The sequence below is a fragment of the Cohnella sp. GCM10012308 genome (assembly GCF_042649185.1).
In the GTDB taxonomy this organism is placed as follows: domain Bacteria; phylum Bacillota; class Bacilli; order Paenibacillales; family Paenibacillaceae; genus Cohnella.
Genome location: NZ_JBHRYU010000001.1, coordinates 26205 through 41026, shown reverse-complemented (window position 1 = coordinate 41026; position 14822 = coordinate 26205). Strand labels below are relative to the sequence as shown.

Sequence of the window (14822 nt, the reverse complement as noted above, 5' to 3'; positions counted from 1 at the left end):
AGAGCTTTCTCATCCCGCCGTGTTTTTTTATTTTAGCAACAATTGGCGCTCTTTGTCGTCTATACATCATAGAGTCGATAGCTTATATCGATCACAACTTGGGTGCTTGGAGGCTATACGATTGAAACGGATTTGGAAAATGGCGATGCCGCTGTTGTTCGCGCTGCTGCTGAGCTTGCCGATCGTGCCGCAGGCTAGCGCCGCCGCGAAGCATGCCGACATTACCGTCTACCTGGATGGCGTAAAGCTGCCTGCCGACGTGCCGCCTTATATCGATCCCAAGCTGGGCGCCACGATGGTGCCGATTCGCACCGTGAGCGAAGGCCTGGGCGCTTCGATTACGTGGGTGCAGAAGACGCAGACCGCGACGATTGCAAAAGGCGCGGACACGATCGTTCTGACGAACGGGAAGAAGACGGCGACCGTGAACGGAAGCGCGGTGCCGCTCGATGCTTCCGTGCAAAACAAGGCGGGCCGTATTATGGTGCCGCTTCGCTTAATCGGCGAAAATCTCGGGCTATACGTCGTCTGGGATCCGTCAGCCAGATCCGTCGTCATGAGCGCATTGAGCGGCGGCGAAAACGGCGGCCAAAATGAAGGGCAAAACGGCGGTGAAAACGGTGGCCAAAACGGCGGGCAAAGCGGAGGCGGCGATCCAGGCGCCGGCGGTTCGACAGACCAGGGCCTGCGCGGTGCATGGGTATCGACCGTCTATAATCTGGATTGGCCGTCGACTGCCGCGTATAGCAATGAAAGCAAGCAGAAGCAAGAGTTCTCGGCGATGCTGGACCAATTTCAGAAGATGGGCTTAAATGCCGTTTTCTTGCAGGTGCGTCCCGCTTCGGACGCGCTCTACCGCTCGACGCTCGTGCCTTGGTCGAAGGTGCTGACAGGCACGCAAGGGCGCGATCCGGGCTACGATCCGCTGGCGTATCTCATTGAGGAGACCCATCGTCGCGGCATGCAATTCCATGCCTGGTTTAATCCGTTCCGGGCGAACACGGATACGAAGACGGCCGCGCTTGCCGGCAATCATGTGGCGGTGCAGCATCCCGAATGGATCGTGACGACCGGCACGACTTCGTACATCAATCCGGGCATTCCGGAGGCCCGGCAGCACATCATCGATACGATTATGGAAGTCGTCAACGGATACGATATCGACGGCGTGCACCTGGACGATTATTTCTATCCTTCGAGCGGCGTGTTCAGCGACGATGCGACGTTCGCCTTGCACAATCCGTCCGGCATCTTGCTCAAGACGGATTGGCGGCGCGACAACATCAATACGTTCGTGCGCGATCTCGGCTTCTCGATCCATGCGGCCAAGCCGAGCGTATCGTTCGGCATCAGTCCCTTCGGCGTCTGGCGGAACATGGCCAAAGACCCGACCGGCTCCGACACGAAGGCGGGCGTAACGGCGTACGACAGCATGTATGCGGACGTGCGGACATGGATCAGGCAGGGCTGGATCGATTACGTCGCCCCGCAGGTATACTGGAGCATGTCTTACGCCGCGGCGCGGTACGACAAGCTGGTCGATTGGTGGTCCGGCGAAGTCGCTGGATCGAGCGTGAAGCTGTATATCGGCCATGCGACCTATAAGCTGGGCACCGCGGAGGCCGGATGGCAGTCGTCGGGCGAGATCGTTAATCAGCTTAAATACAATGCCGCGCATCCGATGGTGCAGGGCGATATTTATTACAGCGCGTCGTCGCTGCTCAAAAATACGCTCGGCATCGTGCAGGCGCTCCAAAATTATTACGACTCATCCACGAGCTCATAACCCTCTGCGAATCTCCCGCGCTTCGTGCGCGGGAGATTTTTCATGGTTTAAGGAGCTGAACATCGCGGGTAAAAAGGGACATTCGGGCGGGAGGAGTCGTTGTCCATGATTGAGATGATAACCTTCAAGCTAATCATCGCGATTTTCGGCCTTTGGGTCATGACGCGTCTGCTCGGCAAAAAAGAAATCTCGCAGCTGACCGCCTTCGACTTTGTATCCTCGCTCATGCTGAGCGAGCTGGTCGGGAATACGATCTACGACAAAGACGTGAAGCTGGTCCATTTGCTGTACGCGCTCGCGCTCTGGACTTGCCTGTCGATCGGCCTCGAGAAGCTCAGCATCGTGTTTCCGCGGCTTGGCCGTTTTGCGAGCGGCAGGCCCGAGCTGATCATACATAACCGGAAGATCATTTTTGCCGCGATGAGGCGCAACAATCTGGATTTCGAGCAGCTGCATGCGATGCTTAGACAGAACGGGGTGTTCGCGATCAGCCAGGTGGAATACGCGGTACTGGAGACGAACGGGAGTCTTAGCGTCATGCTGAAGTCCGACGTCGAGGAAGGAGCGCGCGAGGACCTGCAGCCTCCGACCGCGGAGGTCGTGCTTCCCGTCGCGCTTGTCGTTAACGGGCGGATCGACGCCGCCGGCTTGCGCGACCTTGGCAAAGACGGCGGCTGGCTTGTCGGCGAACTGCTGGAGCAGGGGATCGACGACGTCAAAAAGGTGTTGTACGCCGAGTGGAGCGAAGGGGAGGGACTGCACGTACAGTTCAAATCCTGACAGAAATCGGCAGGCCGACTTGCTTGGCTCGCTTCATGTGCGTTATAATTTTGGAGCCAATTCTAATAATGAGGAGTATGAAGATGGGAAAAGTATTGATCTTTGGACACAAAAATCCCGATACGGATACGATCTGCTCGGCGATCGCTTACGCGGCGCTTAAGAACAAGCTCGGCGTCGAAGCCGAAGCCGTCCGCCTGGGCAACGTCAGCGCCGAGACCCAATTCGCGCTCGACACGTTCGGCGCGGCCGCGCCTCGTCTGGTCGAAGCCGTCGCTTCCGAAGCGAAGCAAGTCATTCTCGTCGACCACAACGAACGCCAGCAAAGCGCTTCCGATATCGATCAAGTGCAAGTTATCGAAGTCATCGACCACCACCGGATCGCGAACTTCGAGACGAGCGCGCCGCTGTATTACCGTGCCGAGCCGGTTGGCTGCACGGCTACGATCCTCAAGAAGCTGTATAAGGAAAACGGCGTCGAGATCGAAAAGAACGTCGCCGGCCTGATGCTGTCCGCCATCATCTCCGACTCTTTGCTATTCAAGTCGCCGACCTGCACGCAGGAAGACATCGATGCCGCTCGCGAGCTGGCCGAGATCGCCGGCGTCGACGCCGACACTTATGGCCTCGACATGCTGAAGTCGGGCGCGAACCTGCTCGACAAGTCGATCGACGAGCTCGTTTCCCTCGACGCGAAGGAATTTTCGATGGGCGCAGCCAAGGTCGAGATCGCGCAAGTGAATGCCGTCGACGTGAACGACGTGCTGGCCCGCCAAGGCGAGCTCGAGGACAAGCTGAACGGCATTATTGCCGCCAAGGGTCTTGACTTGTTCCTGTTCGTCGTGACGGACATCCTGAACAACGACTCGGTGGGCGTCGCGCTGGGCAAGTCCGCGGCCGTCGTCGAGCAGGCATACGGCGTCAAGCTTGACGGCAACAAAGCGACCCTCAAGGGCGTCGTCTCCCGCAAGTCGCAGATCGTGCCGGTGCTGACGGACACGTTCAACAAGCAGTAATCGGAACGGACGCGATTGTATAACGCATATCGCGTACCAGCAGAAGAAGCCGCCTTGCGAGGCGGCTTCTTTGCGTCCTTTATTCAAGGGGGAAGTTAGGGGAGGCTGCCAGGCGGGAAGGCAAGCAGACAGGAAGGCCGGTCGGCGGACCGGCCTAGCCGGTTAAACGCTGCCTTCAGTCAAGCCGAAAGCATCGGCGATAAGGCGGTACGAGCGCAGCCGCGCCTCGAAGTTATGCGTCACGGTGACGATCATCAGCTCGTCGATGCCAAGGCGCTCGGACATCTCTTCGAGCTGCCGCTTCACGGATGCCGGCGTGCCGACGATTCGGCGGTGCGCGCCGGATGCGATCCGCATGCGGTCGTATTCGGTGTACGGATACGCTTCCGCGGTCTCGACGCTAGGGAAGCGGTCGAGCAGACGCCCGCTCTCCAGCGACAGGAAAAACAGCTCGGTGCTCGAAGCCAGGCGGCGCGCTTCTTCTTCGGTATCCGCGCAAATGACGTAAACGGCAGCGAGCAGCTTCGGAACGTCGTTCAGCGCGGACGGCTTGAAGCGATCCTTGTAATGCTGGACCGACACTTCGCTCTCGGGCACGCCGAAAAACTGGGCATAGCCGTAGGCGGCTCCGATCTCCGCGGCGATCGCGGCGCTGCCGAAGCTCGAGCCGAGCAGCCAGAGCTCCGGCGTCGTCGGGATGGTGGGCGAAGCCGTCAGTCCCTTGAATCTGTGCTTTTCAGGCAGCGCGTCGTTCAAATAGCCGATCAGATCGGCCACTTGCTGCGGATAGTTGTCGATATGAGACACTTTGCCTTCTTGCAGCGCGCGGGTCGAGATCGGCATGCCGCCGGGCGCGCGCCCGAGGCCGACGTCGATGCGGCCCGGATGAAGCGCCTCGAGCACCCGAAAGTTCTCGGCGACCTTGTACGCGCTATAATGGGACAGCATGACGCCGCCGGAACCGACCTTGATGCGCTGCGTGTTCGCAGCCAGATGAGCGATCAGCACTTCGGGGCTGGAGGATGCGAGCGCGTGGGAGGCATGATGCTCCGCTACCCAATACCGGTGGTAGCCGAGCCGGTCCGCCTCCTTGGCCAGCTCGGTCGTTTCGCGAAGCGCATCGGACGCGTTGCGTCCTTCTGCGATCTGGGATTGATCCAATATGCTTAATTTCATGAAGCCCTCACCTCGGCATTCGAATTTGAGCAATTTTTCAAGCGACGTTTATCTGTGATTCATAATCGCACATTTAACGACAAAATGCCAGCGCGCATTGCCATTGACTTAAAAAGGAAGCTGCGCGAGCCGCTGCGGTTGGACTTTTCAAATTCGGTGAACTAATATTATGGAATAAAAAACGATGGGATAAAAAACGGAAGCGCGGGAGGTGCCTATTATGAAGCTGACACTGCAGGAAAAGCCTGACGACAACAGCTGGCACGAGGCGCTTGCGCTTTACCGCGAGGCTTTTCCCGCCGAGGGACGCAAGCCCGACGCGATTTTGGACCGCATGTTCGAAAAGCGGATCAGCATGCTGGCCGCCGGCATCGATGACGGCGAGATGAAAGCGATGGCCATATGCGGCATCCTGCCGGGGCCGAAGCTGCTGCTAATCGATTATTTGGCGGTTCGCGAGACCAATCGGGGACAGGGCACCGGCACGGCATTCGTGTCGCTGATCGCCGATTGGGCTAGAGAACGAGCGCTTGACGGCCTATTGATCGAGGCGGAAGCCGAGGACACGGCGGAAAATAAAGCCCGCATCCGATTTTGGGAGAAATGCGGGTTCGCGCGGACGGATTACGTTCATCAATACATTTGGGTACCCGAGCCCTACCGCGCGATGGTCCTCTACTTCGAGCCGGATCGTTTTGCGGCGCCGGACGGCCAATCGCTTTTTCGACATATCAGCGAGTTTCACAGGAGGTCATTCAGATGACGGAATCCGCGAACCGGTCGCTCGACCGGGATTATATATTGGCGTGGCTGGCACGTCTGCTCGGTTGTCCGAGTCCGAGCGGTTATTGCATGGAGATCGCCGCGATGCTGCGCGAGGAAGCCGCAAGACTCGGCTATGCCAGCGAGACGACGCCCAAAGGAAATGTGATCGTCACCGTGCCGGGGCGCGAAGCCGGACCCGCGATCGGCTTGTCCGCCCACGTCGACACCCTTGGCGCGATGGTTCGCGCCGTCAAGGCATCGGGCACGCTGCGCTTCACGCCGATCGGCGGCTATGCGATGCAGACGGTCGAAGGCGAATATTGTACCGTTCATGCCCGCGACGGCCGCAAGTACGAAGGCACGGTGCTGTCTACGAAGCCGTCGGTTCACGTGTACTCGGACGCGAGAGAATGGAAGCGCGAAGAAGAAAATATGGAGATCCGATTGGACGAAGACGTTCGGGGCAAAGACGATACGCTCGCGCTGGGCATTTCTCCGGGCGACTTTATATCTTGGGATCCGCGAACCCGGATCTTCGCGAACGGCTGGATCAAGTCGCGGCACCTCGACGACAAGGCGAGCGTCGCCGCGTTGTTCGGGCTGCTCGTATGGCTGAAGCGCACGGGACAAGCGCCGGTCAGGACGCTTAAGCTCGTTTTCTCGACCTACGAGGAAGTTGGCCACGGCGCGGCCTGGATTCCCGCCGATATCGAGGAGCTGATTGCGGTCGACATGGGCGCGCTCGGCGACGACCTGTCCGCGACGGAGCGGGACGTTTCGATCTGCGCCAAGGATTCCTCGGGTCCCTACGACTACGGGATGACGTCGCGTCTCATCGCGCTTGCGAAGCGGGAGGGCATTGCGCATGCGGTCGACATTTACCCGCATTACGGCTCGGATGCCACGGCCGCGCTCAGAGGGGGCAGCAATATCCGCGCCGCGCTCATCGGTCCAGGCGTGCATGCCTCGCACGGTATGGAGCGCACGCATGCGGACGCAATTTTGGGTACGGCTGCGCTATTGATCGCATATGTCACGGATGAACGGTAACCGCGAGGGCGGCAGCTTGGAATCCCGAACGGGCCCGTTATCCCCTTCCGCCGGACAGCCCCGCGGAAGGGTTATGGCGCGCAGGCCGCTTCGGGTGCCGGCGGTTTTCCTCGTCTTGACCGCTTTGCTCTGGATCAAGATGGCGATGCTCCGTTACTTTACGTTCGGCGAGATCGCCTGGAGCCATCTCGGCGCCGACGCAGCCGCGGTTGCCGTGCTGACGAGTCTTCTGGCTATGATCCTGCCGCGTCGCGGCCGCTTCGTCGCATGCTGGCTGCTCGACGCGCTCGTCTCGACGATTTTGTTTGCAGCGACGCTTTATTTCGCCCACTTTGGCTCAATGCCGACGTATACGGCGCTGCTGGAGCTCCATCAGGTGGCGCAAGTTCAGGCCAGCGTGCAGTCGACGATGGACCCGCTCTATGATTTGTTTTTCGCCGATTTGCCCGTTATGGCCGCTGCCGGCTTGATTCAATGGCGAATGAAAAAACGGAGACCCGCTGCCGTGCGCGATGCTTCCGTCGTTTCCGCCTCTTCTGTCAGATGGATGGCCGCGATCGCGTTCGTCGCTTGCGCAGGCATCGCAGCAGGCGACGTGCGCCAGGGGCTTGGCATCGACAACGAGCTGGCGGCAGCAGACCGCGAAGGCTTCCTGAGCTACCAGGTGATCGCCGCCATCAAGGCGGACCGCGAATCCCGTCAGGCATCCGCGGCCGATCTCGCGCAGACCGTCGGCGAGATCGAAGCGCTGCAAGCGTCGTTTCCTTATCGCAAGAGCGCAAGCCCTGGGGCGGCGCCGGCGCACTTCGGCGAAGCGGCCGGGAGCAACCTGATCGTGCTGCAGCTCGAGGCGTTCCAGAACTTTCCGCTTCATCTGAAGGTCGGCGGGCGGGAGATAACGCCGGTCCTCAACCAGCTGGCGGACGAATCGTATTATTTTCCGCGCGTTTACCAGCAGATCGGGCAGGGAAATACGTCGGACGCCGAGTTTATGGCGAACACTTCGATCTATCCGACCGCGAAGATCGCGATGTCCACGGGCTACGGCGACAGAGCGCTGCCGAGCCTTCCGAGGCTGCTTCAGGAGGACGGCTACAAGGCGTATACGTTCCACGTCAACGACGTCAAGTTCTGGGATCGCAACCGGCTGTATCCGGCGCTTCATTTCGATCAATATTTTGACAAGCCTTATTATGAAAACGACCATTTTAACGACTTTGGCGCCTCCGACGAAGAGCTGTACCGCTTCGGGCTGGAGGAGCTGGCGAAGACTAGCGCGGCGGGAACGCCGTTCTATGCGCAATTCGTGACCGCGTCCAGTCACTTTCCGTTCAAGGTGCCGAAGGACCGCCAAAGGCTGCAGGTGCCGGCTGAGCTTGAAGGAACGCAGCTCGGCGATTATTTGATCGCGGCGAATTATACGGATTATGCGATCGGCCAATTGATAGAGGGGCTAAAAAAGGAAGGACTGTGGGACCGTACGACGCTCGCCGTCTACGGGGACCATTACGGTCTCCAGCCGGACGACAACGACCCGGCTTGGGTGAGCCGGATGCTCGGCATCAAGTACGATTCGCGCGTCTCCCGCCTGAATATTCCGTTTATCGTGCACGCGCCCGGCCAGTCGAGCGGCAAGCGGGTGGAGCAGGTCGGCGGCCAGCTCGACATGATGACCACGATCGCCAACCTGCTGGGGAAAAAGCCGAGCGACGCCGGCATCGTCGCCTTCGGTCAGGACCTGCTCAATATCGACCGGAACGTCGTCGGCAGCCGCTATTATTTACCGACCGGTTCGTTCTTCAACGACCAGGTGTTGTATGTGCCCGGGACGGGCTTCGAGGACGGTACGGCGGTGTCGCTGGACACGATGGAGCAGGTGAAGGACCTGTCGCCGTATCGCGGGGACTACGACTATATCATGAAGCTGATGGGACTGTCGGACCGATATGTCCGCCTGCTGCCGAAGCGATGATCGAACGTCCAGCAAGATACGGATTAAAAAAAGGGCAGCTTGATCGACTTGCGGTAAAGCGGGTACAGCCATTTGACGCCAAGCGAGGTCAGCGTATCCGCGATCAGGTGAGACGCATAGCCGGCCGTCGCGACGACCGCGATGCCGGGAATGTCCCGCTCGGTCTCGAGCTCCCGTCCGAGCCAGTACCAGATGCCGAGCGCCCATACGGTGTGGGTCATGCCGCGGTGCTTGAGCCAAGGCGCCCAGGCCGTGTATGCGCCGAGGCCGATCAGCCACGTCTCCCCGCTTCGCGAGCCCGCGACGGCGAGACCGATGCCGATCAAGGAGACGAGTCCGTTGCGGATCGTGCCCGAGGAGACGGACATGAGCACGAGCATAAGCGGGATCCCGATCCAGCCAAGCATAGCCGGCACGGCTTGTCCGGTCGCATACAAATAGAGCGCGGCCGCAGCTGCGACCACGCCGCCTCCGAGCGCGCCGCGGTGGATCGCCCTGGAGAGTCCGCCGAGCTTGGCGCTCAGCATGTTCGTCCCGTCCAGATCGGGCGCAAGCGCCGAAAAAGCTGCCGCCGCTACATAGGCGGCGGATTGAACGGGCCCCGGCGGATAATAACAAGCCGCGGCGACGCCGACGACGAGGCCGATGGCCAGATGAGTCGTACCTTTCATGATGAGAACCTCCGTCGGACTGGATTGCACATCGCATGAATCGTCATGCGAACATTTGTTTGTCCATTATAACTGGAGGACGAAGTTTCCACAACTTCGTTATAATAGAAACAGAGGTGATCGCGATGGCAAAGAAAAAAGCGGGCGCGCCGCGTCGGCCTGCAGCCAGACAAGAAGAAACGGCGGCGTCGGGTTCGACGCTGAAGGAGCTGCTGAGCGCCGAGACGCTGCAAAAGCTGAAGGCGCATGCGGATTCGATCAAGGAAGAGGTACGGAAGCGGGCTGAGGAAAAGCGGGCGGCGGAGGAAGAGGCGAAGCGGGCCGAGGAAAAGCGGCTTGCCGGCGACTTCGGACATTTGCTGGACAACAGCCGGCTCGATTGGAAATCGTTCAAGTAACGTACCATACAAAAAAAGGGACCGATGCCGCCCCGAGCGGGGCGATCGGTCCCTTCCGCATCTTATTCGTAGGAGAGCGTGTCGATCATTTCTCCGACCGTGTCCTGATACTTTTCTACGCTGCCGGGCTCGGCGGTATAGGTGACGATATACGCTTTGTCGCCACCGATGATCGCGGCTTGCTGCCAATGCAGATCGTACTGGCCCTGCTGGCCGGTATATTCAAGGAAAAAGGAATGGTTTTCTTCGGATTTTTCCGAGCTGACGAGCTTAAAGTTCGTGATCATTTTTTCAAGCGCTTTTTGCGTCTCGTCCGCGTATTGATCGATTGATCCCGTAGCGGCGCCGCCGAGATCCTGGACGACCAGCGTTACGTTTTCTTTAAAGAGATCCGAGTCGCCGTCGGCGGGCGATAAAAATGCCGCGCTCACGCCTTGGATATCGGTCTGAACGGTCCAGTCCTTGGGATATTGAATGCTGTAGCCGTCGTCGGCATTTTCGTACAGCTGAAAGCCCGATTTAAGTTCGCCGGCGGGGTGAGAGGCCGCTTCGGAGGCGGGACCGGTACTTGCGCTCGGACTCGCTGCCGCGCTTGCGCTAGGGCTGGCCGGGACGCTTGCGCTGGCCGTGGCCGTGACGGCCGGGCTCCCGGCCGCCGCCGTATCGTTGTTGTCTCCGCTATTTCCGCAGGCGGCAAGGATCAGCGCCAGACCTAGCGGGGCGGTCCATTTTAAGTAAGAATTCGTTTGATGCGCCTTGATTTTCATGATTTCTCTCTCTCCCTTTTTTAGATCGAATGTTCAAAGCAGATAAAAATCGTATCTTGTTGAATGTACACCGCTTTGTCGATTCGAAAACGCAAAAAAGACGGTTTTAAGGAAATTTTTAGCGTAAAAATTATTTTTGCATGCTTGCGCAACATGCGGTCGATGCATGCATCTGTCCCGCCCAGCGTATAATCTTTTGCTTGTATACCTGACATCGTGGTAAGGTACAATTAAATCCTGTGCGCAAAAACGGCGGTACGGAAGCAAGAACAAGAGAGCGTAAAAGGGGGAGCGGGGTTTGAGCGACATGATCAACCAGGCCATAGATTGGCTGCTGGAGTCGACCAATCTCCAGGGATTCTATGTGCTGCTCCTTACCGTGCCTCTGGCGGTCATCCAAGGGTTTTTCGGCATTTTTCCATTTTCAACGCTGATCTTCCTGCAGATCTCCGCCTTGGGTCTGGTTAACGGACTGATCACGAGCTGGCTCGTGGGAATCGTCGCATCGCTGATCGTCTATTACGCATGCAAGTACTTCTTCGCAGATTGGTTCGAACGCAAAATGAAGGCGAAAGCCGGCCGCTACGAAAAGTGGCAAGGTTATTTCATGAAATACGGCGTATGGTCGATCATCTTCCTGCGCACGCTGCCGATCATGCCGAACAACGTCATCTCCTTTATGGCGTCGTTGTCCAACATCTCCCACAGGTCGTACATCGTATCGTCTCTGGTCGGCGTGATGTCCCATATTTGGCTGTTCGGCATCATCAGCTCGTCGATTTTATTTCCGGAGACCGATATCGGGCTGTTAATCGGTTCCTATTTATTGTTCTGCGTGGCGCTGGCCGGCATTTTTGCGGCGCAGCTCATGCGCGAGCGCAGGCGAGCCAGAGGCGTCTAACCCGGACGGGCAGAAGGAGAGACATTCGTTTGAAAAGATTCAAAAAGTTTTATATCGAAATTACGAGCGTGTGCAATCTGGCATGCTCGTTCTGTCCGCCGACCGAGCGTAAAGCGAAGTTTATCCGGATCGAAGACTTCGCTCACACGCTGGACCAGGTCAAACCGTACACGGACCATATTTATTTGCATGTAAAAGGCGAGCCGATGCTCCATCCGAAGCTGGATCAGCTAATGGATTTGAGCCACGAAAAAGGATTTAAGGTGAATCTGACGACCAACGGCACGCTGCTGCACAAGGCCGGCCCCAAGCTCCTCGGGAAGCCGGCGCTCAGGCAAATCAATTTTTCCCTCCACAGCGAGGGGCCGCATATGGAGGAGCCGCACAAGGAAAAGTACGTGCTCGGCATTCTCGCGTTCGCGAAGGAAGCCGTACGGAGCGGAGGCGTCACGATCTCGCTGCGGCTATGGAACCTGGAGCTGGACAACGCCGAGAACGCGGCGCGCAGCCGCAACCGGGACATTCTCGCGCTGCTTGAAAGGGAGTTCGGCCTGGCGCGTCCGATCGAAGAGAGCTGGGAGCGGGGCAAGGGCCTGAAGCTGGCCGACCGCATCTATTTGAACCAGGACCATGAGTTCAAATGGCCGGATCTTGCCGAGCGGGAGGACGAGGGCAGAGGCTTCTGCCACGGTCTGCGCAACCAGGCGGGCGTCCTGTCCGACGGCACGGTCATTCCTTGCTGCCTCGATGGCGAAGGCGTCATTAATCTGGGCAACATTCACGAGCGTCCGTTCTCGGATATTATAGAGGGCGAGCGTGCCCAGCGTATGTACGACGGATTTTCCCGGCGCGAAGTCGTCGAGGAGCTGTGCAGAAAATGCGGCTACCGGCAGCGCTTCGGACTCCAGAGCCAAGCTTAAGCAAACGCATATTGCGAGGCAAGCCTCTATCCCTGTAAAGTTGGGGAGAGAGGCTTTTTGGTATACAAAAAACATTAAAAAAATCTTTTTTTAATTGAACATTGGAGCGGTTTTCGCCGTCTAATGTTTGAATGTCAAAAACGAAAGAAAATTGTCCGATTCACGGGACAAGGGGAGGGATGCCGGAGCAATCGCATAGTCGGATGTTAGACCGAACGCAGCGCTAGTCCTTGACACGCAAGTGACCGCTAGAACGCCGCATGATCAGGCATCGCCCGGGCATCTATCGCACCGGCAACGGCAATATCCCCGGTAACGGGGCTTTCGCGTACGACCATGAGTAATGAATGGAATTTGAATCGAGGCTTTTAAAAGCAAGTGTCAAGAGCTGCCAAAGGAGTCCGCTAAGCATGCATACAACTAAATCCGCACCATCCCGCTACATGCCGGGTCTGGATGGGCTCAGAGCGATCGCTGTCATTGCGGTCATCGCCTATCATTTGGACTTCGACTGGGCCTCGGGAGGCCTATTGGGCGTAGGCGTGTTCTTTGTGTTGTCCGGTTACCTCATAACGGATCAGATCGCCTCCGAGCTGCACCGGGAGGGTCGACTTGACCTGAAGGGGTTCTGGCTGCGCCGCGCCAGGAGATTGCTGCCCGCCATGCTGCTTGTCATGGCCGCCGTATTGTTATATTTACTGTTATTCGACCGTGACCGGCTGCCGTCGCTGGCAGGCGACGTGTGGTCGGCCGTCACTTATACAAGCAACTGGTACTTAATCTTTCATCACGTCTCTTACTTCGAGAGCTTCGGGCCGCCTTCGCCGTTCGGGCATCTATGGTCGCTTGCCGTCGAAGAGCAATTTTACCTGCTCTGGCCGCTTCTGCTGCCTGCGGCGGCCATGCTGCTCGGTCGCCGGGGCAAGACGGCGCTGGCGGTCCTTGCGGCCGCGGCTGTATCGGCCGTACTGATGGCCGTGCTCTATGTGCCGGGCGAAGATCCGAGCCGGATTTATTACGGCACCGATACGCGCGCGTTCGGACTTCTGCTCGGCGCCGCGCTCGCGCTCGTCTGGCCGAGCGGCATGCTGTCCGCGGGATTGTCGCGGCGTTCTCGCGCCGGCCTCGACGCCTTCGGCGTTGTGGCGCTTGCAGCTGTTTTGCTCATGATGCGATATACGAGCGAATACGATCCTTTTCTATACCGGGGCGGCTTGGTTCTGCTGTCGCTCTGCGCCGCGGCGCTCGTCGCCGTGGTCGCGCACCCCGACAGCCGCCTCGGCGTCTGGCTGGGCTGCGCGCCGATGCGCTGGATCGGGAAGCGCTCTTATGGCATCTACCTGTGGCATTACCCGGTCATCGCCCTGTCGGAGAAGCAGGTCAATACCGACGGACCGGAGCCGCTGCGCATCGCGCTTCAGCTTGCCGTCAGCGTTGTCCTCGCGGCGCTATCGTACCGCTACGTCGAGAACCCGATACGCCGACGCGGTCTTGCCGCCGTCAAAGACGGCATGCTCGCCGTCGCGGCAAGCTTTTCGATCGGCTTGCGCCCTGGACGTCCGTCCGCGCCGAGCCGTCAGGCCGCCTGCTTGTCGGTCGCGGCGCTGATCCTGCTGTGTGTATCCTGCACGGGCGGCGCGCAGCCGCTTAGTCAAGGCGGCACAGCCGCCGCAACGAACGGATCCGCGGGCGTTATCGACGATGCCGGCATCGTCGCAGGCACCGGCAACCATGCCGGCGGCGCCGGAGCTGCCGTGGGCGGCGTAGGAAAAGGGGACGCCGACGTGCGTCCCGCGCAAGGTCACGCCGGGACGGCAGGACCGACGGCGAAGCCGACGCCTACACCTAAGCCTTCGGCGGACGGCAAGCCGCCCGCGAAGCCCGCACACTCGCCTTCGCCGACGCCAAGGCCGTCCGACTCGCCCGCCCCGCAGCAGTCGCCAGGCACCGGGGCGAGCTCCGGAACCAAGGACACGGATAAACCGCGCAGCGGGGAAGGCATTACCGTGATCGGCGATTCGGTCATGCTGAACGTGAAGCCATATCTGGAGCAGCTGCTGCCCGGCATCGTCGTCGACGGCGAGGTCGGCCGGCAGATGCGCGAGGCGCCCGACAGAATCGCCGCGCTCAAGAGCCAAGGGCTGCTTGGCAGCCGGATCGTCGTAGAGCTGGGCACGAACGGCTCGTTTACGAAAAAGCAGCTGACGAAGCTGCTGGACGCGCTGGCCGGCGAGGACGAAGTAATTTTGATGAATACCCGCGTCCCGCGCAAATGGCAGGATACCGTCAATGACATGCTGAACGATATCGCATCGGATTATCCGAACGTGTCGATCGGCGACTGGTACGACGCGAGCGCGGAGCACGACGAATATTTCGGCAAGGACGGCGTGCATCTGGGGAAAACCGGTGCGCAGGCGTATGCCAAATTGGTTGCGGACCTGCTCGGAAGCAAGCAATAGTTGTCAAGCGACCGACATATCAGGCATACGGGAAAGCAAGCAAAGCAAACGGGATGAAAGCGGAAGTTCCTGCTTCATCCCGTTTGCCGTTTGCGCTTCGGTTTGTAGCCTGCAAAGATGGAGCGGGCACTATAAGGTTGGAATACCTCGCCGACCGA

At 59.1% G+C, this 14822-nt stretch carries 13 protein-coding genes; 10 read left to right on the top strand and 3 right to left on the bottom strand.

Going from position 1 to position 14822, the window contains the following annotated elements; translation table 11 throughout:
- Positions 1-139 precede the first annotated feature (139 nt).
- The 3 genes from ACFOTD_RS00180 (at position 140) to ACFOTD_RS00170 (ending at position 3582) form a co-directional block, all read left to right on the top strand.
- The gene (locus ACFOTD_RS00180; protein ID WP_378115668.1) at positions 140-1786 is read left to right on the top strand and encodes a family 10 glycosylhydrolase; all 1647 of its coding nucleotides are present in this window, start codon (positions 140-142) and stop codon (positions 1784-1786) included.
- A 105-nt stretch (positions 1787-1891) separates the two neighbouring features.
- Positions 1892-2566 carry a DUF421 domain-containing protein gene (locus tag ACFOTD_RS00175; RefSeq protein WP_378114681.1) on the top strand — a complete coding sequence of 225 codons (675 nt, stop codon included), beginning with the start codon at positions 1892-1894 and terminating at the stop codon, positions 2564-2566.
- Positions 2567-2649: 83 nt separating this feature from the next.
- On the top strand, positions 2650-3582 hold the full coding sequence (locus tag ACFOTD_RS00170) for a manganese-dependent inorganic pyrophosphatase (protein ID WP_378114680.1): 933 nt from the start codon (positions 2650-2652) through the stop codon (positions 3580-3582).
- 162 nt (positions 3583-3744) lie between these two features.
- Here ACFOTD_RS00170 and ACFOTD_RS00165 read toward each other — a convergent pair whose 3' ends face one another.
- Positions 3745-4758, bottom strand: a complete 1014-nt coding sequence (locus ACFOTD_RS00165) for an LLM class flavin-dependent oxidoreductase (protein ID WP_378114679.1) — start codon at positions 4756-4758, stop codon at positions 3745-3747.
- 220 nt (positions 4759-4978) lie between these two features.
- On the opposite strand from ACFOTD_RS00165, the gene ACFOTD_RS00160 reads away from it, so the two are divergent.
- Genes ACFOTD_RS00160 through ACFOTD_RS00150 form a run of 3 tightly spaced genes read left to right on the top strand, consistent with a single transcriptional unit; the run spans position 4979 to position 8545 of the window.
- Positions 4979-5521, top strand: coding sequence for a GNAT family N-acetyltransferase (locus ACFOTD_RS00160; RefSeq protein ID WP_378114678.1), 543 nt, complete (start codon positions 4979-4981; stop codon positions 5519-5521).
- Positions 5518-6573: a M42 family metallopeptidase gene (locus ACFOTD_RS00155; protein WP_378114677.1), complete on the top strand. Its 1056-nt coding sequence runs from the start codon at positions 5518-5520 to the stop codon at positions 6571-6573. The genes ACFOTD_RS00160 and ACFOTD_RS00155 overlap by 4 nt, the downstream gene beginning before the upstream one ends.
- A gap of 16 nt (positions 6574-6589) precedes the next feature.
- On the top strand, positions 6590-8545 hold the full coding sequence (locus ACFOTD_RS00150; protein ID WP_378114676.1) for an LTA synthase family protein: 1956 nt from the start codon (positions 6590-6592) through the stop codon (positions 8543-8545).
- Between the two features lie 23 nt (positions 8546-8568).
- Here ACFOTD_RS00150 and ACFOTD_RS00145 read toward each other — a convergent pair whose 3' ends face one another.
- Positions 8569-9216, bottom strand: a complete 648-nt coding sequence (locus tag ACFOTD_RS00145) for a metal-dependent hydrolase (RefSeq protein ID WP_378114675.1) — start codon at positions 9214-9216, stop codon at positions 8569-8571.
- A gap of 125 nt (positions 9217-9341) precedes the next feature.
- Here ACFOTD_RS00145 and ACFOTD_RS00140 point away from each other — a divergent pair, with 125 nt between their 5' ends.
- Entirely contained in the window at positions 9342-9614 is a 273-nt protein-coding gene (locus tag ACFOTD_RS00140; RefSeq protein ID WP_378114674.1) for a DUF3886 domain-containing protein, read from the top strand.
- A gap of 62 nt (positions 9615-9676) precedes the next feature.
- On the opposite strand, the gene ACFOTD_RS00135 is transcribed toward ACFOTD_RS00140, so the two are convergent.
- The gene (locus ACFOTD_RS00135) at positions 9677-10381 is read right to left on the bottom strand and encodes a PsbP-related protein (RefSeq protein WP_378114673.1); all 705 of its coding nucleotides are present in this window, start codon (positions 10379-10381) and stop codon (positions 9677-9679) included.
- A gap of 307 nt (positions 10382-10688) precedes the next feature.
- Here ACFOTD_RS00135 and ACFOTD_RS00130 point away from each other — a divergent pair, with 307 nt between their 5' ends.
- The 3 genes from ACFOTD_RS00130 (at position 10689) to ACFOTD_RS00120 (ending at position 14664) form a co-directional block, all read left to right on the top strand.
- Entirely contained in the window at positions 10689-11282 is a 594-nt protein-coding gene (locus ACFOTD_RS00130) for a TVP38/TMEM64 family protein (protein ID WP_378115666.1), read from the top strand.
- A 29-nt stretch (positions 11283-11311) separates the two neighbouring features.
- Positions 11312-12202, top strand: a complete 891-nt coding sequence (locus ACFOTD_RS00125; protein WP_378114672.1) for a radical SAM/SPASM domain-containing protein — start codon at positions 11312-11314, stop codon at positions 12200-12202.
- A gap of 410 nt (positions 12203-12612) precedes the next feature.
- A complete protein-coding gene (locus ACFOTD_RS00120; protein WP_378114671.1) occupies positions 12613-14664 on the top strand; it encodes an acyltransferase family protein in 2052 nt (683 codons plus the stop codon).
- The last annotated feature ends 158 nt before the right edge of the window (positions 14665-14822 follow it).